General features: G+C 62.3%; 17 protein-coding genes. 8 read left to right on the forward strand and 9 right to left on the reverse strand.

Translation table 11 applies throughout. The features are described 5' to 3' along the window. Positions 1-45 precede the first annotated feature (45 nt). Together astA and ACLD1X_RS23595 are read left to right on the forward strand one after the other, a co-directional pair. On the forward strand, positions 46-1,080 hold the full coding sequence (astA, locus tag ACLD1X_RS23590; protein ID WP_429371770.1) for an arginine N-succinyltransferase: 1,035 nt from the start codon (positions 46-48) through the stop codon (positions 1,078-1,080). Between the two features lie 142 nt (positions 1,081-1,222). Next, positions 1,223-2,092, forward strand: a complete 870-nt coding sequence (locus tag ACLD1X_RS23595) for an isocitrate lyase/PEP mutase family protein (RefSeq protein ID WP_429371772.1) — start codon at positions 1,223-1,225, stop codon at positions 2,090-2,092. 210 nt (positions 2,093-2,302) lie between these two features. On the opposite strand, the gene ACLD1X_RS23600 is transcribed toward ACLD1X_RS23595, so the two are convergent. Next, positions 2,303-3,376 carry a diguanylate cyclase gene (locus ACLD1X_RS23600; protein WP_429371774.1) on the reverse strand — a complete coding sequence of 358 codons (1,074 nt, stop codon included), beginning with the start codon at positions 3,374-3,376 and terminating at the stop codon, positions 2,303-2,305. A gap of 198 nt (positions 3,377-3,574) precedes the next feature. Between ACLD1X_RS23600 and ACLD1X_RS23605 the strand changes: the two genes are divergently transcribed. The 3 genes from ACLD1X_RS23605 (at position 3,575) to hglS (ending at position 7,546) form a co-directional block, all read left to right on the forward strand. After that, positions 3,575-5,029: a flavin-containing monooxygenase gene (locus ACLD1X_RS23605; protein ID WP_429371776.1), complete on the forward strand. Its 1,455-nt coding sequence runs from the start codon at positions 3,575-3,577 to the stop codon at positions 5,027-5,029. A 22-nt stretch (positions 5,030-5,051) separates the two neighbouring features. Beyond that, on the forward strand, positions 5,052-6,008 hold the full coding sequence (locus ACLD1X_RS23610) for an alpha/beta fold hydrolase (RefSeq protein WP_429371861.1): 957 nt from the start codon (positions 5,052-5,054) through the stop codon (positions 6,006-6,008). Between the two features lie 131 nt (positions 6,009-6,139). Continuing rightward, positions 6,140-7,546 (forward strand): 2-oxoadipate dioxygenase/decarboxylase HglS, encoded by a 1,407-nt coding sequence (hglS, locus tag ACLD1X_RS23615; protein ID WP_429371778.1) that lies wholly within the window; start codon positions 6,140-6,142, stop codon positions 7,544-7,546. Between the two features lie 376 nt (positions 7,547-7,922). Here hglS and ACLD1X_RS23620 read toward each other — a convergent pair whose 3' ends face one another. From ACLD1X_RS23620 to ACLD1X_RS23635, 4 genes are all read right to left on the reverse strand, one after another. Continuing rightward, positions 7,923-8,501, reverse strand: coding sequence for a hypothetical protein (locus ACLD1X_RS23620; RefSeq protein WP_429371780.1), 579 nt, complete (start codon positions 8,499-8,501; stop codon positions 7,923-7,925). A 141-nt stretch (positions 8,502-8,642) separates the two neighbouring features. Further along, positions 8,643-9,719, reverse strand: coding sequence for a lipocalin-like domain-containing protein (locus ACLD1X_RS23625; protein ID WP_429371782.1), 1,077 nt, complete (start codon positions 9,717-9,719; stop codon positions 8,643-8,645). After that, on the reverse strand, positions 9,709-12,180 hold the full coding sequence (locus ACLD1X_RS23630; RefSeq protein WP_429371784.1) for an ABC transporter permease: 2,472 nt from the start codon (positions 12,178-12,180) through the stop codon (positions 9,709-9,711). Before ACLD1X_RS23630 ends, ACLD1X_RS23625 begins: the two co-directional genes overlap by 11 nt. Position 12,181: 1 nt before the next feature. Further along, a complete protein-coding gene (locus ACLD1X_RS23635; RefSeq protein WP_429371786.1) occupies positions 12,182-12,850 on the reverse strand; it encodes an ABC transporter ATP-binding protein in 669 nt (222 codons plus the stop codon). A gap of 136 nt (positions 12,851-12,986) precedes the next feature. Between ACLD1X_RS23635 and ACLD1X_RS23640 the strand changes: the two genes are divergently transcribed. After that, on the forward strand, positions 12,987-14,960 hold the full coding sequence (locus tag ACLD1X_RS23640; RefSeq protein ID WP_429371788.1) for an alkyl/aryl-sulfatase: 1,974 nt from the start codon (positions 12,987-12,989) through the stop codon (positions 14,958-14,960). Between the two features lie 153 nt (positions 14,961-15,113). On the opposite strand, the gene ACLD1X_RS23645 is transcribed toward ACLD1X_RS23640, so the two are convergent. The 3 genes from ACLD1X_RS23645 to ACLD1X_RS23655 all read right to left on the reverse strand — a co-directional run bounded on the left by ACLD1X_RS23645 (position 15,114) and on the right by ACLD1X_RS23655 (position 20,335). Next, positions 15,114-16,451, reverse strand: coding sequence for a DUF1329 domain-containing protein (locus tag ACLD1X_RS23645; protein WP_429371790.1), 1,338 nt, complete (start codon positions 16,449-16,451; stop codon positions 15,114-15,116). 11 nt (positions 16,452-16,462) lie between these two features. Then, entirely contained in the window at positions 16,463-18,289 is a 1,827-nt protein-coding gene (locus tag ACLD1X_RS23650) for a DUF1302 domain-containing protein (protein WP_429371792.1), read from the reverse strand. A 1,206-nt stretch (positions 18,290-19,495) separates the two neighbouring features. Next, positions 19,496-20,335 carry an AraC family transcriptional regulator ligand-binding domain-containing protein gene (locus ACLD1X_RS23655; protein WP_429371794.1) on the reverse strand — a complete coding sequence of 280 codons (840 nt, stop codon included), beginning with the start codon at positions 20,333-20,335 and terminating at the stop codon, positions 19,496-19,498. A gap of 94 nt (positions 20,336-20,429) precedes the next feature. Between ACLD1X_RS23655 and ACLD1X_RS23660 the strand changes: the two genes are divergently transcribed. Further along, positions 20,430-21,365, forward strand: coding sequence for a LysR family transcriptional regulator (locus ACLD1X_RS23660; RefSeq protein WP_429371796.1), 936 nt, complete (start codon positions 20,430-20,432; stop codon positions 21,363-21,365). Positions 21,366-21,470: 105 nt separating this feature from the next. Here the strand turns inward: ACLD1X_RS23660 and ACLD1X_RS23665 are convergent, their stop codons facing one another. After that, the gene (locus ACLD1X_RS23665) at positions 21,471-22,385 is read right to left on the reverse strand and encodes a LysR family transcriptional regulator (RefSeq protein ID WP_429371798.1); all 915 of its coding nucleotides are present in this window, start codon (positions 22,383-22,385) and stop codon (positions 21,471-21,473) included. Between the two features lie 71 nt (positions 22,386-22,456). Between ACLD1X_RS23665 and ACLD1X_RS23670 the strand changes: the two genes are divergently transcribed. Continuing rightward, positions 22,457-23,497, forward strand: coding sequence for an AraC family transcriptional regulator ligand-binding domain-containing protein (locus ACLD1X_RS23670; RefSeq protein ID WP_429371800.1), 1,041 nt, complete (start codon positions 22,457-22,459; stop codon positions 23,495-23,497). Positions 23,498-23,527: the final 30 nt, after the last annotated feature.

Here is a 23,527-nt window from a genome sequence, read left to right on the forward strand (position 1 = left end):
GGGTCAATGCCATCGCCCGAGCACACGCGAACAAGGAACAGCCGCATGATTGTCCGTCCGGTCCAGATCACCGACCTGCCCGCCGTGCTTGCACTGGTGCGTCAGGCGGTTCCGGGGCTCACCAGCCTGCCGGCCGACGAAGAGCGCCTGGCCTATCGGGTCCGCTGGGCCCAACGCACTTTCGCCGGGCAGGTTGATCGGGCCGACGCCGATTATCTGTTCGTGCTCGAGGACGACGAGCAGCAAGTGGTGGGCGTCAGCGCCCTGAAGGGTGGCGTCGGCCTGCGCGAGCCCTGGTACAACTACCGGGTCGGGCTGACGGTCAGTGCTTGCGCGGACCTGGGTATCCAGCGCCAGATCCCGACCCTGTTCCTGAACAATGAATTGACCGGGCAATCGGAGGTCTGCTCGTTGTACCTGCGCCCCGATCAGCGCCAGGGAAGCAACGGCCGTTTGCTGTCGCTCGGGCGTTTGCTGTTTGTGGCCGAGTTTACGCAGTTGTTCGGCAACCGGCTCATCGCCGAATTACGCGGAAGTGCTGACGAACGAGGCGGCTCACCGTTTTGGGACAGCCTGGGCCGACACTTTTTCAAGATGGATTTCAGCCATGCCGATCACTTGTCCGGGCTGGGCAACAAATCGTTCATCGCCGAACTGATGCCGCGCCAGCCGCTGTACACCTGCCTGCTCACCGAACAGGCCCAGGCGGTGATCGGCAAGGCCCACCCCAATACCGGGCCGGCGCTGAAGATCCTCAGCGCCGAAGGATTTGCCCACAAGGGCCATATCGATATCTTCGACGGCGGACCGGTCATTGAAGCCCCGGTTTCCGAGATCCGCACCGTGCGTGACAGCCATCCACTGTCCCTGGTCATCGGCTCGCCGGACGAAAAAGCGCCCACCTGGCTGATCCACAATCGTCGCCTGGAAAACTGCCGCATTACCTGTGCCCCGGCCCGACAGGTGGGCAACAGCCTGGTGGTCGATCGCCTGACCGCCAAGCGCTTGCAGCTGCAACCCGGTGACTCGGTGCGCGCCGTGCCGTTGCTTGACCTGCGGCAACAGACCGAGGCGGCGTGATCTATCAGGTCCATCGTTGCGAAGTCAATCTGCCCAACCCAGCAAATTCGTCATCATTGTCCCCCGGTGCGCGTGATAGCCTTTTATCTCTTCGGCGTTGACACTTTTGCTCAAGCCCTTCCATTCCATTGGTGGAACTCATATGTCCAGGCTCTCCCATCAAGATTTGCGCCGCAATTTTCGCCAATTGCTCGCCTCCGACACCTGCTACCACACCGCCTCGGTGTTCGACCCGATGTCGGCCCGTATCGCCGCCGACCTTGGCTTCGAAGTCGGGATCCTCGGTGGTTCGGTCGCCTCGTTGCAGGTGCTGGGCGCCCCTGACTTTGCCCTGATCACCCTCAGCGAGTTCGCCGAACAGGCCACCCGTATCGGCCGTGTCGCCCAGCTGCCGGTGATTGCCGACGCCGACCACGGCTACGGCAACGCGCTCAACGTCATGCGCACCATCGTCGAACTCGAACGTGCCGGCGTCGCCGCGCTGACCATCGAAGACACCCTGTTGCCCGCGCAGTTCGGCCGCAAGTCCACCGACCTGATCACGGTCGCCGAAGGCGTCGGCAAGATCCGCGCGGCACTGGAAGCCCGCTGCGACAGGGAAATGGCGATCATCGCCCGCACCCACGCCGGCATTCTGCCGGTGCAGGAAATCATCAGCCGCACCCGGCAATATCAGGACGCCGGGGCCGACGGCATCTGCATGGTGGGCGTCAAGGACTTCGACCATCTGGAGCAGATCGCCGAGCACCTGAGCGTGCCGCTGATGCTGGTGACCTACGGCAACCCGCTGCTACGCGATGACAAGCGCCTGGCCGAACTGGGTGTGCGCGTGACCATCGACGGGCATGGCGCGTACTTCGCCGCGATCAAGGCGACCTACGACAGCCTGCGCGAGCAACGCCAGATCCTCACCCAGACATCGGACCTGAGTGCCACCGAGCTGACGCACACCTACACGCAACCGGAAGAGTACATCCGCTACGCGGAAGAGTTCATGAGCGTGAAGGAATGACGCTTTAAACCGATACGCCGCCTTCGCGAGCAAGCCCGCTCCCACAGTGTATTTTGTTGAACACAAAGCTTGTATTCACTCCAGATTCCTGTGGGAGCGGGCTTGCCCGCGAAGGGGCCGTCAAAGCCAACACTGATTCCGCCTGACACACCGTCTTCGTCGGATCGCCGCCCGGAGCAGGCTCGCTCCCGCAGGTCATGCAATGGACAGTCATGCCGAGTCGAGCAGTTCGCGATGGGGCTTTCCGCCGCCGCAACAGATCACCCGATTCCGCCCGGTGGTCTTGGCTTCGTACAGCGCATGATCGGCGTCGTTGAGCCAAAGCGTCGCGTCGGCATGGGCCGGGTTGAATGAGGCCAGGCCAATGCTCAGGCTGACTTTCAGCGCCGGGTTCTGCTCGTACCCCAGGGTGGCGAAGCGATCACGCAGGGCATCCATGACGGCGGCGGCGCGGCTCAGGGGAAAGTCCGGAAGGATCACGCAGAACTCGTCACCGCCGTAGCGCCCGGCCACATCGGTCGCCCGCAGGTTCTGCTTGAGCATTTTGCTCAACTGGCGCAAGACGATGTCACCGGCAACATGGCCATAGGTGTCGTTGATGGCCTTGAAATGGTCGATGTCGATCAGGGCGATCGCCCCGCCTTTCTGCTGGCGTTTGCAACGCTGGAACTCGACCTCCAGCTGGTCCTTCCAGGTGCCATGGTTGAGCAGGCCCGTCAGGCTGTCGGTGCGGCTCAGTGCCAGCAGCTCACGTTTCTGACGGCCAAGGGTATGGGCCTGGCGAAAGCAGATCCAGCCCAGCGCCAGCGGATACAGGCACAGTAACGGCAAGCAGGCATAGAGCTGCATCGGACTGGTGGCTGGAATGAACGCCGGGGCGAAAATCTGCAGACCGACACCGATGCCCAGCACTTGTGCGGCCGTCCCGGCCAGCAGGAAGCGCATGCCGCCGATGGCCACGTTGTTCATGGCCATCATGGAAATGGTGGTCGCGCTGGGCAGTGGATTGAACTGCATCGCTGCAATCCAGAAGCCGCCGAGAAAGGCATCGATCAGCAGATTGCGGTGTTCGGCATGATAGGGCGCCCTGGCCCGACGCGCCCATTGGTACGCCAGGTGCGGCCAGAGCAGGCCGTTGAACCACATGAAACCCCAGACCCAAGGCGCCGGATCGAGTGGATACATCGCCGCGCTCACGCACACCAATCCCAGGGCCAACCCCAGGATTCGCGATGTATAGAGCCTCCTGGCCAATGAAAATCCCTTTCCTCCCGTTTTTGCCATAGGGCCTCTGTACCACTCGACGGAATGCGATAACAGCCTGTGCCTCTGCGCTGGAGTCTATCAGGGCGAGATTAAATAGCCATCACCGGCTGGCGGGCTGATATCACGGCATCACGCGCCTGTAAAAGCAAAAGCCTCGTCTCCAGAAACGGCTATACATGAAAGAAGGGGTTGATCGATGACCATAAGAGGAGGCCCATGCAGACCTTTCAAGTATTGATCATCGGCAGCGGGTTTGGCGGCCAATGTGCAGCAATCAATCTGCTCAAGGCCGGCATCGACGACTTCCGCCTGCTGGAACGACGGGATTTCTTCGGTGGCACCTGGTGCCAGAACACCTACCCCGGCGCAGCCGTCGATGTGCCCTCGCCGCTGTACTCCTTGTCTTTCGCCCCGTATCGCTGGACGCAGATGTTCGCCGAACAGGCGGAACTGCATCGCTACACCCGCCATGTGGTGGAACACTTCGGCTTGCGGGACAAGGTGGAGCTGGACGCCAATGTCGAGCGCATCGAATGGGACGACACCAACCGGCGCTGGACGGTGCACACCGCCGGCAAAGGCACGTTTTGCGCGCAGTTCCTGATCAACGCGACGGGACCGCTGAGCCAACCGGTGGTGCCGCATTTCGACGGACAGGAGCGCTTCGAGGGCAAGACTTTCCACACCAACAACTGGGATCACACCTACGACTACCGGCAAAAACGCGTGGCCATCGTCGGCAGCGGCGCCAGTGCGGCCCAGGTCATTCCGGCCATTGCCCCGCACGTCAGGCACTTGCATGTGTTCCAGCGCACGCCTCACTGGGTGCTGCCCAGGGCCGACCGCAGCTTCGGCCGCTTGCAGCGCTGGCTGCTGGGGTTCAAGCCCGCCTACAAGCTGCTGCGCTGGGCGATCTACTGGCAATTCGAAACCCGGGTGATTGCCTTCAAATATTCGAAGCCAGCCGTACACATGGTCCAGCGCCAGGCCCTGGGTTTTCTCAAACGCCAGGTAGCAGACACCGAACTGCGGCGCAAACTGACGCCGGACTACACCATCGGCTGCAAACGGGTGATCCTGTCCAGCACGCTGTACCCGGCACTGGCCCGCAGCAACGTGACGTTGCACAGCCGCGAGCAAGGCATCGCGTCCATCGACGAAACCGGCATCGTGACCCTCGATGGCCAACACATCGACGTCGACCTGATCGTCTGGTCCACCGGCTACGACGCCACCGACGGGGTGATTTCCTACCCGGTAACCGGCAAGAACGGTACCCGCCTGAAGGACGTCTGGGCGCAATACCCGCGGGCCTACCTCGGCACCGCCCTGCCCGACTTTCCCAACCTGTTCATCGTCACCGGGCCGAACACCGGCATCGGCCACACCTCGGCGCTGTTCATCATCGAATCCCAGATGAATTACATCCTCGACTGCATTCGCACCTTGAAGACTCAAGGTTTACGCAGCATCGAAGTTCGCCATGAGGCGGAACGTACCTACACTGAAATGATCCACCGGGAAATGGAACGTACCGTGTGGAAGTCCGGTGGTTGCCACAGTTGGTACCAAAGCAAGAGCGGTCATGTGATTGCCATGTTTCCGGGGTTCAGCTTCAGTTTTCATCGCTTGACCCGAGCGCTGAAACCCGCCGATCACATTTTGTCCTGAGCAGATAGAAGGGAGACGCATGATGCTTTTGTTGTTCGTCGTTCTCGCAGTATTCGTCGCCTGGAGCTGGCTGACCTACCCGGCCATCGGCTACTGGCTCTATGACCTGAACATGGCGGCCGAGGCCAAGCTTTACCGGCTGCACAAAATCGTCGTGCCCATCCCCGAGATGACCGTCTCGACCTGGCAAGGCGGGCCGTACGAGGCCACCAGCAATGTGCTGATGCTCCATGGCTTCAGCGCCGACAAGAACCTCTGGCTGCGTTTCGCCCGGCACTTTGTCGGCAGCCACCGGGTGATCATCCCGGACATCGCCGGCCATGGCGAAACCGGCTTCAAGGCCGGTGGCGGCTACGACATCCCGCTGCAGGCCAAGCGCATGATCCAGTTGCTGGACGTGTGCGGGGTCGAGAAGGTGCATGTCATCGGCAATTCCATGGGCGGCTACATGGCGGCGTGGCTCGCGGCCACGTACCCGGAACGCATCGTGTCCGTGGCCCTGATCGACCCGGCCGGGGTCACCTCACCCGAACCCAGTGACCTTGAGCGGCATTTGGCCAAGGGCCACAACCCGTTCCTGATTCATTCGCGCGAAGAATTCCGGCGTTTCTACGCCATGACCATGGCTTCGCCACCCTGGGTACCGAAGCTGGTGCTCGATGCCGTCGCCCAGCGCTATGAACAGTCGCGCGAGGAGCTTGAAGAAATCTTCCGGGATTTTCGCGCCAGCCCGCCGATGGAACCGCACCTGCCCGACATCACCGCCCCGGCGCTGTTGCTGTGGGGGCGCAAGGACCGGCTGATCGATGTCAGCAGCGTGGCGGTCTGGAGCAAGGGCATCGTCGATCTGCGCGTGCACATCTGGGACGCCGTCGGGCACATGCCCATGGTGGAAGCCCCCACGGGTTCTGCGCGCCTGTATCGCGAATTTTTGGCATCGCTGCGTTCGGAGAGCCCACAGGATCAACGACTGCACTAGGGAAACTAATTGAGAACGCCCTATTGCAGTCCTTTGCAGAATGAAGTTCGTCAGAAACTTCGTTTGTCGGCGTCGCTGAAGGCTGCGATCTTTCGTCCATCCTTTACGTCACCGCGCCAGGAATCCTGTTCATGAACCACCCGAATTTCGTCAGCCCTGACCTGATCCGCCAGCGCTTCTCCAAAGCGATGTCCGACATGTACCGCGAGGAAGTGCCGTTGTACGGCGCGTTGATGGAACTGGTGGAACAGACCAACCGTCACGTGCTGCAAAGCGATCCGCAGACCCTGCAGCAGCTCACGAGCACCGGCGAGATCGAGCGCCTGGACCTGGAGCGCCATGGCGCCATTCGTGTCGGTACGGCCGATGAACTGGCGACCCTCGCCCGCCTGTTCGCGGTGATGGGCATGCAACCGGTGGGTTACTACGACCTGACACCGGCCGGTGTGCCGGTGCATTCCACAGCGTTTCGCGCGGTGCACGAAGCCTCGTTGCAGGTCAGCCCGTTCCGCGTGTTTACCTCGCTGCTGCGCCTGGAGTTGATCGAAGACCTGGAGCTGCGAGCGTTTGCCCAGTCGATGCTCGACCAGCGCTCGATCTTCACCCCCAAGGCCCTGGAGCTTATCGAGCTCGCCGAATCCCGGGGCGGCCTGACTGAGCCGCAAGCCCTGGCGTTCGTCGAGCAGGCCCTGGAAACCTTTCGCTGGCACCACAGCGCCACCGTCACCGCCGGGCAGTATCAACAGCTCAGCGCCCAGCATCGGCTGATCGCCGACGTGGTGGCGTTCAAGGGGCCGCACATCAACCACCTGACGCCTCGGACCCTGGACATCGACATCGTCCAGGCGCAAATGCCGGCCCATGGCATCACCCCCAAGGCGGTGATCGAAGGCCCGCCCCGCCGTCAGTGCCCGATCCTGCTGCGCCAGACCAGTTTCAAAGCCCTCGACGAGCCGATTGCCTTCACCGATCAACACGAGGCGCGCGGCAGCCACAGTGCCCGCTTCGGCGAGATCGAACAGCGCGGTGCCGCCCTCACGCCCAAGGGCCGCGCACTGTACGACCGCCTGCTCAATGCCGCACGGGACGAACTCAAGGACTTCCCCAACGAAGCCAACGCCGCGCGCTACAACGCCCTGATGGCGCAACATTTCAACGAGTTCCCCGACACCTGGGAAGGCATGCGCCAACAGGGCCTGGCTTACTTCCGCTACTTCGTGACGGAAAAAGGCCTGGCGGCGGGCGACCTGACAAACACCGCACTGGAAGACCTGCTCGGCAGCGGTTACCTGCGGGTTGAACCGCTGGTGTACGAAGATTTCCTGCCGGTCAGCGCGGCGGGGATTTTCCAGTCAAACCTGGGGGACGCGGCGCAGACCCGCTACGGTGTGCACTCCAATCAGCAAGCGTTCGAAAAGGCCCTGGGGCGGCCGACGATCGATGAACTGGGGCTGTATGCCCAGAGTCAGCAGCGTTCGATCGAACAGTGTTTCGCCGCGTTGGCCGATGTTGTTCAAGTCAATAAGAAACATGTCTGAACGACGTCTTACAACTTCATGAAAACAACCGGGTCATTCTGCCAGGACCCGGCAAAAAAAACGGGTGACCTGCAGGTCGCCCGTTTTTTTGTATTCGAAACTTTCAGTGCAGCAATCAAAGTGTTCGCCCAGTGCACTGGCCTCGGCAATCCATGCACTGGTAAAGAGCCCCGCACTGGGCGAACGGAAAGTATTTTAGTAGAAGTGGCTAAATATGTCCGTGCGCGAAAGATGAAATTTATCGACATCATATTTAATAATATGTCGATTCAAATACTATCCAGTATCGAACTACGAACCCACCAGTTCGACCATACGAGTTGATTATTCCTATACAAATCCTGCATAAAAACAATCAACCCGTATAGAGCCGATATTAGTGCTTGCTGGTCACTGTCAATATATCGGTGTAAACCACGTTCACGCTTTGCCCGACTTTCAACTCCTTGAGTTTGGCCTGGACTTCAGGCCGCTTGACGTCAACCGTCTTGGACTTGCCTTCCGGGTTTTCGAACGTTACCTGGTTTTTCTTCAGGTCAATGTGGGTGATTTTAAGTTGCACTTTCACCTGACGGTAAGCTTCACCGGCCGGGCTGGCGCTACCAGGTGCTGCACGCACCTCGCCACTGACTTCGGCGGAGCCTGGCAGGCCTTTGTCGACATCGGTGTCGAGGTAGGCCGCAATGGCGCTGGTGACCCTGATATCGACGGTATCGCCGGCCTTGAGGTTGCCGAGGTTTTTCGCCTTGTCGGTCAATTGCACCGGGAACTCGTTACCCTGCGGGCCTTTGAGGACCACGGAATGGTTCGCTGTATCAACCGAAACGACTTTGGTGGAGACCTGGTCAGCCACCACCACTTCGGACAACGGGATATCGGCGGCAACCGCGGCAAAACTGGCGGTCGACAGCAAAGTAGCGAGAGTAATGGCTTTGGTCAGTGCGTGGCGTTTCATAGGCAGAACTTTCCCTGTGATAGATGGCAACAGACGGCGTTGAAGCCAGGCTCAACGCCATGTGTGCGATGAGCATAGTCGCTGTTCGGCGAGTGGTCGCCGCGGGCCGTTGAATTTCCTGGCGCAAGTTACCGGTACAGGTTACTGGTAACCGGTCATTTCCAGATATCCGTTCCCTGCATGGCTGCCACTGAGGCGTACCGGGCCTTCCCAGTAAGGAATGCGCAAGTCCATCCAGGCCTGGGGATTGAGTGCGCTGATGACAATATCGAGGTGCCTGGCGGGAATCCTGATCGACCAGCGAACGGGCATCTCGCGCCCGGCCACGCGGGCGGTGTCTTGCGGCGTCAGGCTGATGTCGCTGGCGTGCAGCGGTTGTGTCTGGCCCTGGGCGTCGATCCAGGTGCCGGTGAGGTAAGGTTCGCCGTCCTTTTGCCGCATGCGATAGAGCATCACCTGCTCGCCGCTGTCCAGGTGCAGGGAGAACCAGTCCCAACCGCTCTGGTTGGCCGTCAGGGGCTGGCTGCTCCATTCGCGGTCGAGCCAGGCCGGGCCACTGACCTGGAAGGTTTGACCGTCGATGTCCAGGGTGCCGCTGGCCTTGAAAAACGGCTGGCTGTAGTAATAGGAGGCCTGGCCCTGTTCGGATTTCTGGCTGAAGCCCTTGTCTCCTTGCAGCACCAGCGGACCTGTCGAGGTCAACTGCAACCGATAGCCAAAGCGCTTGTCGCGAGCGCTGAGCAGCAGGTCGGCCAACGGATTGTCGGCAGGCGCCTGACTGCGCAATTGCCAGTCGTCGATCCATGCGTTGAACGGCGCGATGCTGACACCGGCCTGACCGACGCCGCCCCGGGCATAGCGTTCGGCTGCGTGATGCGCCGTCGCCGACGTCACCGCCGCGTGGCCGAGCCAGATCGTCTGGTTCTGCCAACCCGACACCTCGGGTGCGGCTTTCAAGGCACTGCGGAACAAGGTCCATTGCGCGCCGAACTCATGCCCCAGGTCGTCCTTCAGGTTGGCCGTGATGTACCACCACTCAATGCGAAAACCCTCGTGCGGGCCGTGATCCGCCGGGAAGCTGAACACCCGACCGGGCACCACCGGGGTGAACGCCGCGGCCTGGTTGCCCAGCCCGGCAAAACCCTTTTCTACCGGTGCCGGTTGCTCGCAACCGCTCGCCAGCAGCACCAGGAACAACACGCCGGGCTTAATCTTCATGGGCAAAGGTCCGCAGCAGATCCGCCGGTTGCGTGCGGTACAAGCGCAACAACGGCCAGGCCGAGGCCAGTAACGTCGCCACCAGCGCCAGCCCCATCAATTGCAACAGTTGCCAAGGAAACACCCGCAACGGCAGGCGCCAGCCAAAGGCCTGCACGTTGATCACCGTGTCCAGGCACCACGCCAGGGCAATGCCCAGCGGCAATGCCAGCACCAGGGTCAGCAGCGCCAGCAACCAGGTTTGCCCAAGGTTGAGCAACATCAGGTGCCGCCGTGTCACGCCCAGCGCCCACAGCGGCGCCAGTTGTCCGAGACGGCTCTGGCTTTGGGTCAACAAGCTGATGAACAGCGCAACGCCAGCCACGCACAACGTCAGGCTATTGAGTGCGGCAGTGGCGGCGAAGGTGCGTTCGAAGACTTGCGTGGACCAGTCCTTGAGCCGCGCCTGATCGACAATGCGGCTGTCGTCCAGGGTAAAACGCGCCTGCAACGCCGTGACGAACGCCGGGATCGATGCCGGCTCGATGCGCAGGTTGAAGCGGCTCGGCGTCAGTTGCGGCCAGCCGTGCAACAGGTGGCGGAAGTTCACCAGAATGTGCCCCTTGGGATTGCCATAGTCGGCGTAGATCCCGACGATCCGTGGCGACCACGGGCCCGTGGGCGTCGGCAGCGTCACATGATCGCCCAGTTGCACGCGCAGGCGCCGGGCCAGTTGTTCGCTGAGCATCACCGCATCGTCCTTGGCCAGCCGCTCCCAAGAGTCATCGCCCAAGGCCTCGAGCAGCGGCCAGTGCTGGCGATAGGTCGGGTGATCGATGATCCCGGACAGGTCCGTCGGCCAACCCTGCAACTGGATCGACACCTGCCAGTTGGGCAGCACCGCCGCCAGTTGCGGTTGCTGGTTGAGCCAACCGTGCAGCTCCCGGGCCTGGACCGGGTTCTGGGGGTTGAGGTAAAGCTCGGCCGTCAGCCGTTGTTCGAGCCAGTCGCTGAAGGTCTGGCGAAAGCCGGCGGTCATGCTACCGGCCCCGATATTCGCCGCCATCGCCAACAGCAGCGCCATCAATGCCAGGCTCAGGGCCGGCAATTGCTGGCGGCAATCGGCAATAAACCATTGGCCAAGCACCGAGCGACTGCGCTGCGAGCACAGATTGAGCAGCGAACTGAGCACCACCGGCAGCGCCAGTGCGGCACCGATCAACAGCGCCGCCATCAACACGAAGCCACTGGCCAGGCTGTCGCCGAAGACCAGCGCCAGTAGCGCGATCACCCCGGCCATCGCCGCCACCGCGCCCTGGCGTCGCAGCCAGCGGGCATGGGCCTGATGCCAGGCCTGCGGGTCGGCCAGCGCCAGCAAGGGCAAGCGCGCTGCCCGCAACAGACTGTTGACCCCGGCCAGCATTGCGCCAATCAGGCTCAGGCCAATACCGCTGAACCACCATGACAGGCTGAGGCTCAACTGCCCCGCCACTTCGGCGCCGTACAAACCGCGCAGGCTGGCGGCGACATCCGGCAACAGCATGCTCGCCAGCAGGTAGCCGCTGACCACCCCGGCCACCCCGCCGATCAGGGCCAGTGCGCCCAGCTCGACGGCGAGACAGGCGATCAGCACCCGCACACTCACACCGCAGGCACGCAAAGTCCGGAACAAGCCTCGCCGCTGCTCCAGCGCCAGGCCGATCGCGGCATGCACGATGAACAGACCGACCACGAACGACAACACCCCCAGGGCATCGAGGTTCAGGTGAAAGCTTTCGGTCAGGCGTGTCAGGTTGTTTTCTTCACCGGCACTCTTCAATTGCAGCTGTCCCTTGAGCGCGTCCGGCAGCGGTGCGCTGAAGTCCTTGGGTAACAGCAGTCGCGACAGTTGGTCGGGCAAACCGAGAATCTGCTGGGCAAAACCGATGTCCACCAGCAGCACACCGGGCGCCATATCGGCCTGTACATGCAACGGCGGCAGTGCCGCGCCAGTCAGGTTCAAGGGCCGCTCACCTTCGCGCAAGCCCAGCGCCTGCAAGGTCTGCGACGATATCCAGGTACTGCCCGGCGGGCTGAAAAAGCCGACCACCTGGTCAATCGCCAAGGCCTGCCCGGCCACCGCAGCGCCCGCCGGCAGCGACACCGGCTCGATGCCCAGCAACTGCAGGCGCTGCTCTTCATGCCCCTTGAGCGTGAGCCGCCCTTGCAGCACCGGCGACACGGGCCACCCCGCCTGGCGCAGATCGATAAACCATTGCTGGGGGAAGGTGCCGCCGCCAGGTGCACTGAGGCTGGCCTGAGGTTCGCCGCCGATCAACTGACTGGCACGGGCATAGCTGTCGCGGGCCTGGCTGTTGAGCGCCTGGACACCGGTCAACAGACTGGTGGCCAGCCACAACCCGGTCAGCACGCTGAAAAACTGCACCGGATGCTGCCGCCAATGGCTGAGCAATGCGCGCAGGGTTTCGCCAAAGATGCGCATGTCAGCGCTCGCCCGCACTGGCCAGGCGACCACCGCACAGCAAGGTTTTCTCCGCCAGCCGCGCCGCCACGCCGGGACTGTGGGTGACCATCAACAGGCTGGTGGGGCTGTCGTCGAGCAACTCCAGAAGCAACTGCAACACCTCGGCGCCGGTGGTTTCATCGAGGCTGCCGGTGGGCTCGTCGGCCAGCAGCAATGGCGGGCGTGACGCCAGCGCCCGGCCCAGCGCAACCCGCTGCTGCTGACCGCCGGACAGTTGCTCCGGGTAGCGCCGCAGCAAATCGCCCAAGCCCAGGCGCCGCACCAGATGCGCTTGCCAGCGTGGATCATGGCGCCCCGCCAGACGCGCCTGAATCGCCAGGTTGTCTTCGATCCGCAGGCTGCCGATCAGGTTGAATTGCTGGAACACCAGGCCGATTTCCGTGCGGCGCCAGTTCGCCAGTTGCCCTTCATTCATCTGTTCCAGACGATGCTCGCCACTGCGGATGCTGCCGCGATCGACCTTGTCCAGCCCGGCGATCAAGTGCAGCAAGGTGCTTTTGCCACTGCCCGACTCGCCCATCAGCGCCAGGCTGCTGCCGGGCCTGAGCGTCAGGTCGACGCCTTGCAACACCGGCAGCGGCCCTTGCGGTGTGGCGTAGCTTTTGAAAACGCCGTGGACTTCAAGCATGGGTCAACCTGTTGAATAAGCGTCGCCCAAGAATAGCGGCCCTGAATGGTTTTTGTCCGGTGACGCTCATCGCCCCGCTCGCCCATCGCCCTACCCTCGAAGCTGGTTCGACCATAACGATAAAAACGGAGACGCCATGCCTCGTTTCACCTTCAGCCCTCGTGGGCTGCTCGCTTGCCTGATCACTGCCTGTCTCGCGCAATCGGCGGTCGCCGCCGCTGAACCGGTCGCGGCCAGCCCGCAAACCAAGGCCAGTAACGCCGCCGTGCTGCAACAACTGCCCTTTACCGACCGCACCGACTACGAGTCGGTCACCAAGGGTTTGATCGCGCCCTTCAAGGACCAGGTCAAGGACGCCTCGGGCAAGGTCATCTGGGATATCCAGGCCTATGACTTCCTCGCCGGGGAACAGGCCCCGGATTCAGTCAACCCGAGCCTCTGGCGCCTGGCCCAGCTCAGCGCCCATGCCGGATTGTTCGAAGTCAGCCCACGGCTGTATCAAGTGCGCGGCCTCGACCTGGCCAACATGACCATCATCGAAGGCGACGACGGCCTGATCATCATCGACCCGCTGACCATGGCCGAAACGGCCAGGGCGGCACTGGACCTGTACTACCGGAACCGTCCTCACAAACCGGTGGTGGCGGTGATCTACAGCCATACCCACGTCGACCACTTCGGTGGCGTGCGCGGGGTCATCGACGAGGCCGACGTCAAGGCCGGCAAGGTCAAGGTGTTCGCCCCCGCCGGGTTCATGGAACACGTGATGAGCGAGAACGTCTACGCCGGCAACGCCATGAGTCGCCGTGCGCAGTTCCAGTTCGGCAGCCTGCTGCCCCGCGGTGAAAAAGGCCAGGTCGACGCCGGCCTGGGCAAGAGCACGCCGAGCGGCGGCACCGTCACCTTGATCGCGCCCACCGACCTGATCGACAAGGAACTGGAAACCCGCACCATCGCCGGCCTCGACGTGGAATTCCAGTTGACCCCGGGCACTGAGGCGCCGGCGGAAATGAACCTGTACCTGCCGCAGTTGCGCGCCTTGTGCATGGCGGAAAACGCCACGCAGATGATGCACAACATCCTCACCCCGCGCGGTGCGCAAGTGCGCGATGCCAAGGCCTGGGCGCAGTACCTGGACAGCAGCCTGGCGCGTTACGGCGACAAGAGCGACGTGCTGTTCGCCCAGCACAACTGGCCGACCTGGGGCGGTGAACGCATCCGCACCTTCCTCGCCGACCAGCGCGACATGTACGCCTTCCTCAATGACCGCACCTTGCACCTGCTCAACCAGGGCCTGACGCCGCTGGAAATCGCCGACTCGATCAAGAAACTGCCCGGCAACCTGGACCAGAAGTGGTACACCCGTGGCTACTACGGCTCGCTGAGTTTCAACACCCGCGCGGTGTATCAGCGCTACATGGGTTTCTATGACGGCAACCCGGCCAACCTCAATCCGCTGCCACCGGTGGATTTGGCGAAACACACGGTCGAAGCCATGGGCGGCGATGCGGCTGTGCTGGGGAAAATGCAGGCGGCCATGGCCAAGGGCGAATACCGCTGGGCCGCGCAACTGGGCAATCAGTTGCTGTTCGCCAGCCCGGACAACGGCGACGCCCGCAAAGCCCAGGCCGAGGCGCTGGAGCAAATGGGCTATCAAAGTGAAAACGCCACCTGGCGCAATATGTACCTGACCGGCGCCATGGAACTGCGCAACGGCGTGCCACCCCATGCGGGCACTTCGGTGTCGGTGGACATGGTGCGGGCGATGAGTCCGCAAATGTTCTTCGACTTCCTCGCGGTTCGCCTGGACAGTGAAAAGGCCGTGGGCCATGACCTGACCCTGAACTGGACCTTCGAGGATCAGAACAAGGACTTCAACCTGACCCTGCGCAATGGCGTACTGACCCACCGTGCCGGCCTCAACCCCCAGGCGGATGCCGGCGTGAGCATGAGCAAGGCAACCCTGGAGCAGATCAGCCTCAAGCAACTGGATATCCCGACGGCCATCCAGAAGGGCCTGATCAAAGTGCAAGGCAATGGCAAGAAGCTTGGGGAGTTGATGAGCAGCCTCGATACCTTTGCGCCGCAGTTCAATATCGTTACGCCCTGAAACCAGACTCGCTGCCACAGGGTAAATGCAATACCTGTGGGAGTGAGCCTGCTCGCGAAGGCGGTGTGTCAGNCCAAGATTGATGCTGTCTGATACCCCCTCATCGCGGGCAAGCCCGCTCCCACAGGGACTTGCAGTAGTGCTGAATACGATTTACTTGGCCCAGCGCCGCAGGTCCGACGGGGTGTAGTCGTCGGTCCTGGCGGCGAAGCCCACGCGCATCGGCTCGGTCTCTTCGTTGGCCAGGCCGCCGGCGTAGTAGCGTCCGGAGATCAGGTCGTACGAAGTTTCCAGCACGTTGTAGGTGAAGCCGTGGTCGTACTGTTGAATCGCGTGCAGTTCACCGCTGCGCCACAGTTCGCCGCGGCTGTCGTACTGGTCCGACTGGGCGATCTGCCAGCTGTCTTCATCGACATAGAACCGGCGCTTGGCATAGATGTGCCGGGCACCCGGCTTGAGCGTCGCCTCGACCACCCACACGCGGTGCTTCTCGTAGCGGGCCAGGTCCTGGTTGATGTGATTGGGCTTGATCACGGCGTCGTACTTGAGCTCGTGGCTGCCGATCCGGTAGCTGTTGTAGGGGATGAACAGCTCTTGCTTGCCCAGCAGTTTCCAGTCGAAACGGTCCGGCGCGCCGTTGTAGCCGTCGATGTTGTCGGCGGTGATCAGGCCATTGCTGTAACGGGCGCTGTTGTCGTAGGCGATCATCGGCGCACGACGCACACGACGTTGCCCCGGCAGGTATTGCCACGCCGAACGCGGCTCGGCGACCTGGTCGATCGGCTCATGCACCAGCACGGCCTCGCCGGACAGGCGCGCCGGTTCCAGCACCCGGCTCTTGAACATGAACAGGATGTTCGAACCCGGTTCCAGCCCGCTCACGGTGTCGGCGAAGTTGATCAGCGACTGGTTGCGCACGTAGCTGGTGGCGCCGTTTTCACGCACCAGCGCCGAACTGCTGATGCGCTCATAACTGCCGCCACGGTAACGGGTCATGTGGTTCCACATCACCTCCAGCCCTTCGGTGGGTAACGGAAACGGAATGCCCCTGGCGTAGTCATGCAGGCCGTTGCCGCCATCGGCCATGCTGGTTTTGGCCACGTTGTCGCGGCTCGCCGCCAGTATGTCCTTGGGCAGGTTGGCGCTGCGATGGGTCGGGTAGATGTTCATCTTGTAGGTGTCGGGAAAGCGCTTGAACATCGCCATTTGCCCGGGGCTGAGAAACTTCTGGTATTGCGCCAGATTCTGCGCGGTGACCGTGAACAACGGTTTCTCGGCAGCATACGGATCGCTGTAGCCGCCCTTGCTGTCGACGGTGCCGGCGTTGCTCGCCAGGCCACCGGTCCAGGCCGGGATGCTGCCATCGGCATTGGCTGCCATTTCCGAGCCCATGGGGGTCAGGGTCTTGCCCAGCGCCGTGGAGTCAGTGCCTTTGGCCTGAGCCAGGCCGACGGTGCAGGCCAGGGCCAGCACGTACAATTGCATACGCATAACGGTTCTCCTTAGAAGTCTGCCTTGAAGCTGACGGATGCGAAATCGCGGTCGTCGAGGGTGCTGTAGTCGTTGGAACCGAAGAACGCGTTGTAGGCCAATTCCACGCTGTAATCGTTCATGTAGACGCCGGTCAGGCTCACGCCCAGCGCTTGCTGGCCTTCCTGGAACGGCCCTTGCGGATCGTAGGAATAACCCGAGACGTCGTGCCGCCAGTTGACGGCCGGAATCAGGTTGATGCCGGGCAACACATCGCTGTATTCGAGGCTGGCGCGCAGGCGATAACCCCACGACCAATCGGTGGCAAAACCCTTGTCGGTGCAGTATTGGTTGGTCACCCCCGAAGCCACCGTATTGCACAGCGTGCCGTTGCGTGGAGCGCTGCGGCCGAACGCGGCATTACGGCCCAGGCGCTCATCGCCGAGATCGTCGATGTGCACCACACCAGCCTCACCGAACAGGCTCAGGCGCGTGGCGCCCAGCACGTTGTCGATGGCCTGGGTGGCCGAACCGGTGAGCTGCCACACACCCTTGCGCTCCCACGCATCGAACCGGCTGCCGTCGGTGGTGTTGAAACCGGGCGGCAACTGCACCCAGGAACTGCCCCCCGCCCCGGAAATCACCGCGATGTTGACGTCGGGCGCGTTGATCGCGATCGGCATGTTCGGCCGGTAGCTCAACTCACCGGCCAGGGAAATCCCGGTGACCGGTTCGACGCCGTTGAGGCTGATGCCGTACAGGTGAATGTTTTCCGGAAAGGCCGCCGCATAACTCGGCCCCTGGACGCCACCGGGAAAGGTGCCGGGCAAGGCGGTGTTCCTGGCGTTGAGGGTGAAATACGGCAACCGCGAGTGATAGTTGATGTAGTAGATCGCCGCTTCGGCATCGTTGAGCGCCGGGATCATCTGACGCAGGGCGAAGCCGAACTGGCCGTTGTCGGAGGGCGACTCGTTGCCCCGGGACGTGGCGAACAGACCCGCGGCCTGCATCTGTTGATCGGTCTGCACCTGGCTCAGGTACAGCGGCCCGCAACCGGGCTGGATCACATCGCTGCTGGCGAAAAAGGTGCCGCAACCGTCGAGGACACTGGGGCGCCAGTTGTACTGGTAGAAACCTTCGAGGTTGGTGCTGTCGGTCAGGCCGAAGCTGAAGGAGACCATCTCCACCGGCAACTGGCCTTCCTTGATTTCCACACCGGGACGGTTGAACGCCGAGATGTCCAGCGGGTTGATCACGTTGATGCCGTTCTGGATCAGCAGCGCTTCGCCCCAGGACAACACCTGGTTGCCGACCTTCACGCCCAGCGGATGCTCGGCCACCTGGAAGTCTTTCCAGACATAGGCATCGAGCACCTGGAAGCCCTTGAACTTCGACAAATCGTCCCAGCCCGAATCGTCGAAATCCTTGAAGCGGCCATTGCCGGTTTCGTAGGCGTGGTCGTACCAGTATTTGAAACGGATGAACGCACCCTGGCCCTGGCCGTCGAGACTGAAATCGGTGAGGCCCTTGAAGAGCTGCGAGATGGGATCGCCCTTCTCGAAGTTCAGCCGGTTGTCGTCGGCGCTGACGCTGCTGCCATTGGCATTCACGCCCTGTGCCTGCAAGGCGTTGGCGCGGGTCATCAGGCTTTTGTCGGGGTTTTGCGTCGACCAGCTGCTGCCCAGGCTCAGGCTGGTCTTGGTCGACAGGCTCCAGTCTTCGTTGAGGTCAAATGTGGTAGCGCAGGCCGGCCCCGTGAGTACGGCAAGAATCGCCAGTGCGAGGGGATGCGGGCGAGTGTGGCCAAACCGGTGAAGTCGCAGGCGGACTCCGGCTGTGGCCGAGCGTTTTTTTATCATTATTGGGCTCCGGTCAGATTTGCTCAGCCAGGACACGGTGCCCAACTATCGAGCGCGACACGCAAGCGATGGGTGACAAAAAATGATCATCGGGGGGATCTGCGAGGCGGACGGTAATTGTTTGAAGGGGGTACGCATCAGCCACTTGTGGGAGCGAGCCTGCTCGCGAAGGCTTTGTGTTGGGCGACGTTTTTTTGTGTACATATCCGTTGTTGTGGTCACGGCCACTAACGGTTCCGCTTTTACAGCGGGTTACTTTGAAAAGCGCAAAGTAACCAAACGCTCTTGCCCCTGACGTTCGGTGCCTCGCCCAGGCTCGGCATTCCCTCGCTCCGGTCCTCTCGAGGGGGCAAGCAGATCAAAAGCCAAAGNGGCGGTGTGGATTTTTGAAGGAGTACATATCCGTTATTTAGGTAACGGCCTCTGGCGGTTCCGCTCTTACAGCGGGTTACTTTGAAAAGCGCAAAGTAACCAAACGCTCTTGCCCCTGACGTTCGGTGCCTCGCCCAGGCTCGGCATTCCCTCGCTCCGGTCCTCTCGAGGGGGCAAGCAGATCAAAAGCCAAAGCAAAAGCGAGGCGGCCTGACAGCCGACCTGATCGCGATTGAATGCCTTCCCCTGTAGGAGCGAGCTTGCTCGCGAAAAACGCCGGGCCACCGCGAGGANTGTGGCTCGGCATTCCCTCGCTCCGCTCCTCTTTAGGGGGCAAGCAGATCAAAAGCCAAAGCAAAAGCGAGGCGGCCTGACAGCCGACCTGCTCGCGATTGAATGCCTTCCCCTGGAGGAGCGAGCTTGCTCGCGAAAAACGCCGGGCCACCGCGAGGATTCAGACAGCCCGCATCATCGTTGACGTCCATCGCGAGCAAGCTCGCTCCTACAGGGCCGAGCGTTAGCTCGCCTGTCGCTTTTGATCTTGATCCACCCGCCCCCTCGGCAGGCTGAGCGGAGGTATTCATCCGGGGAATGGCGCGCAGCGCCGGGCGGCGAAGCCGCACACGTTGCAGGGAGGTACAGCGAAGCAAACCGTAGGGCAATGCCCCCGGATGAATGCCGGAGCGCAGGAACCCCGAGCCCTGGCGAGGGGCCGTACGTTCGGGGCGAGCGTTTTTTTTGCTTACTTTTTTTGAGGCGTTTGTCAAAAAAAGTGAGTCGCCGTAAGGGCGAAACCACCAGCCGCCGTCACTCAAAAAACGGATATGTACCCCGCTACAAACCGAGACGAAACTGCTTGGGCGTAATCCCGAACCGCTTCCGAAACGCCCGAATAAAATTACTCGACTGCCGATACCCCAACCGCTCGGCAATCCGCTCAATCGGCTGATCCCCCGCCGTCAACCAGTGCCGCGCCAGCTCCAGACTGTCACCGCGCGAATGTTGCACCGCCGCGACCTGCCAGTGCCGCAACATGCTCTGATGCAAAAACCCGTTGGCCCCCAAAAGAGGCTCGTCAAGGCTACTCGCCGACAAGACCAGGCAAGGATGCGCACCGGTCTGCACCTCGATACCGACACTGCGCAACCACTGCCCGGCCGCCTGTTGCGGGGTCAGGTGGACGCCGACAAACACCTCGACCGGCGCTCGCCCCAAACGTCGGGCGATGTTGCGCACCAGGGTCAGGGTCGCCGCATCCAGCGCAAAAAAATGCGCTTGCTGGTCAACACTGCGCAAATGCAGACGGGCCAGCCCGTCACCCTCCTCCAGCTCCGCCACCACATAGTTGGTCACCCGCGGCAGGAAATCGGTGAAGCACTTCAGGCTCGCGCGCAAGGTCGCGGCGGAGTCCAGCAGAATGTTCAAACCCTGCAGCGTGGTGGTCGCCATGCCGTTGACCAGCTCACAACCAAACGACTCCCCCGCTCCCGCACGCTCACACTCATTCCACAGGCGCTCGACCAGGTGCGCGGGCACGTGCAGGTCCGGCCCCTCGAGCAACGACAGGCAGATGCCGGCCCGTTGCAGCAGTTGGTCCTGACACAAGCCGGACTGCCGCGCATGGCTGAGGATGGTGCGGGTGAAGGCGCTGGAAATGAACGGTTGACTGGTCATGGCACGTTACGGCGAGAAGACAGGCGTGTACTTATGCCAGCCCCTGTGCTATCGATCCAATGCATTAAAAGTATCCGTAGAATGCAGAGGACGCATGATGGACTTACGACAACTCCGCCACTTTGTCGCCTTGGCCGATTACCGCAACTTCGGCCGCGCCGCCGAGGCGACCAACCTCAGTCAACCGGCCTTCAGTCGCAGCATCCAGACCCTGGAGCGCGATCTCGACTGTGCGCTGGTAGATCGCAGCAGCCGCGAATTGCGCCTGACTGGCCAGGGTGAACTGGTGCTGCAACATGCCCGGCGCCTGCTCGCCGGCAGCCAGGCCTTGCACAACGAACTGACGCAATACAACGGCCTGACCGGCGGCGAGTTACGCTTCGGCTGCGGCCCGTATCCGGCCCAGCTGCTGGTGCCCGAGGCGCTGGCAGAGTTCATCCAGGCACACCCGGCGGTCCGCATCAGTTTCCACCAGGGCGACTGGGAACAACTGGCGGTCTGGCTGCGTGAACAGCAGATCGAATTCCTCGTGGCCGACGCGCGGTACTTCACCGGCGACCCGCAATACCAGGTACAGCTGTTGCGTCCCCGGCGCGGACGGTTCTTTTGCCGCATAGGCCATCCCCTGGCGCAGCAGCAGAGCCCGTCCCTGCGCGCCCTGCTCGACTACGCAGTGGTCGGCACGCGAATACCGCCGATGATCCGCAAGATCCTCGCCGACGTGCAGGGCGAGGCGGACTTCAACCCGAGCGTCGAGTGCGCGCAATTCGATGCCATCCGCCGCGTGGTGATGCGTTCCGACGCAGTGGGCATCGCCACCATGGAGGCCTTGGCCGAACTGGTCGACCAGGGCCTGATCCGGCTGCTGGAATTTGCCGATGTGCCTGCCGAAGATCCCGGCCTGCAATTGCACTACGGCATCGTCAGCCGCGCCGGCCACTCCCTGACCCCGGCGGCGCTGGCGATGGTTGATGCCGTGCTGACGGTCGACCGGCGCTTGCTGGCATCGAACCAGGTGTACCTGAACTGAACACGCCCCCTGTGGGAGCGGGCTTGCTCGCGAAGGGGCCATGTCAGTCGACATCATGGTTGAATGACCCACCGTTTACGCGAGCAAGCCCGCTCCCACAGGGTTTCACGCACGCCGGGCGAACGCCTGCAATGCCCGGGGTTCACCGAGAGCACGCAACAGGCAATGCATCGCCTCCTCGCGGCTACGCTCGAAGCGATAGCGGGACTCGATGTACAGCGCCAGTTTCAATTCCACGGGTTCGTCCAGGGGCAGCGGCACGTGTTGCAGGCCCAGCACACTGGCGACCCGGCTTGGCAGGCTGATGCCCAATGGCTGGCGGTCGACGATCAGCTTTGCGGCCAGGGTGCTTTGGGTGCTCATCGCCACGTTGCGGCGCAGACCTTTCAAGCCCAACTGCAAGTCCACCGGGCTGAGCCCGTCGCGGCGGCTCGACACCTGAATCTGCGGCTGCTGCAGATATTCCTGCAGGGTGCGCGGCGGTTCCTTGAGCGCAGTGCCATAGGCGAACACGTAATGGTCGGCGGGCAATGCCTGCTTGTGCAGGCCGGCAAGCCCGGCCAGAGGCTGGTCGAGGTCGATCAGGATATCCAGCTTGCCGCTGGCCAGGTCCTGCAAGGCGTCACGGCGCCGGGGCTGGAAATAGCGCACCTGCCAATCGGCATGGGGCGATTCGAGCAACGCCTCGAGCAGCACCGGTTGCAGACAATCCAGACAACTGATGCGCAGCAACGGATTGTTCTGCCGCGCAGCGGGAATCATGCGCAAGCCATCGCGCAACGACTCGAGCGCGGCACGCACGTAGTCGGCCAGGCGATGGGCGATCAGTGTCGGCGTCACTCCCAGGCGACTCTTGATGAACAGCGGGTCGCCGCACAATTCGCGCAGGCGACGCAGCGCATTGCTCATGGCCGGTTGCGACAGGCACATGACCTCGGCGGCACGGGTGACGCTGCGCTGCTGGTAGATCGCATCGAAGGCGAGCAACAGGTTCAAATCGAGCTGGCGTAAATCAAGCATGGTCTTGCTCCGGCAAATCGCTTAACGTCGGGCAGCCTAACCAGTGTTCCGGAACAAGCTGTGAGCCCTGCATGACAAAAAGCGATCAGCCACTGCACGATCAATCAGTACCCAATGCGTTCTACGCGCCGACCCTGCTGCCGGCCATCGAGGAGTTATTGGCCCGCGGTGTGGACCGGGACAGCATCGAAGGCCTGTTTCGTCGCAGCCTGTTCGAGTTGCGCACGCCCTTCATGCGCATTCCGCTGTTCATGTCGCGACGCTTCTGGGCGTTTGCCCTGGAACGGAGCGGTGACCCGCTGATCGGCCTGGCGGCCGGCCGGCGATTCGTTTCCACCGCCACCAATGGCCTGACGTACCTGTTCGACGTCGCCGACTCGCTGGACAGTGCCTGCCAGTATTTCGTGCGCTTCTTTCCGTTTTTCAACGGGCACTTCCAGGCGCAGATCGTGCGCGGTGACGACAGCGTCGAATTGCGCCTGCTCGAGCGCGGCAGTGTGAAAACCAGCGCGGCAACCACCGATTACATCCTCATCAGCCTGTGCAGCATGTTGCGCCGTAAATTTCTTGCCAGCGGCCTGGAGCGCGACCCGATTCTGGGCGTCGGGCTGGCCGGAGCCTGCACGGCCCAGCCGCAGGAACATGAACATGCCTTTCGCGCAGCCGTGCAATGGGGACAGGCGCAGCACTCGATCCGTCTCGATCCACAGCTGTTCGTCATCCCGTTGACGCCGGGCAATCATGAACTGGAATTCACGCTGGTCGAGTTGCTGGAGCAGACCCGACGCAACAGCGAGCCGACCTTGCTGGAGCAAGTCTGCGACCATCTGATCGCCGATCTCGCCGAGGCCAACTGGCAGCAATTCTGTACCGCCCAGCATTTGCTCGAGCGCACCGCCGCCCGCCGCCTGAAGGCGTTGGGCTGGAGTTTTTCCGAGTTGCTCGACGAGTACCGCCGCTACCGGGCCGAGGATTTTCTACAGGGGACAGACCTGGAACTGGTGGAGATTTCCGACCGGCTGGGCTACAGCGATGTGCAAAGTTTCAACCGTGCATGCCTGCGGTGGCTGGGGTGCGCGCCGGGCGCGTATCGAGCCCGCCAAGGTCAATGAACCATCACGCTCGTGGGCCACGGGTGCTTT

This window comes from Pseudomonas sp. 18173 (assembly GCF_050432945.1).
GTDB lineage: Bacteria > Pseudomonadota > Gammaproteobacteria > Pseudomonadales > Pseudomonadaceae > Aquipseudomonas.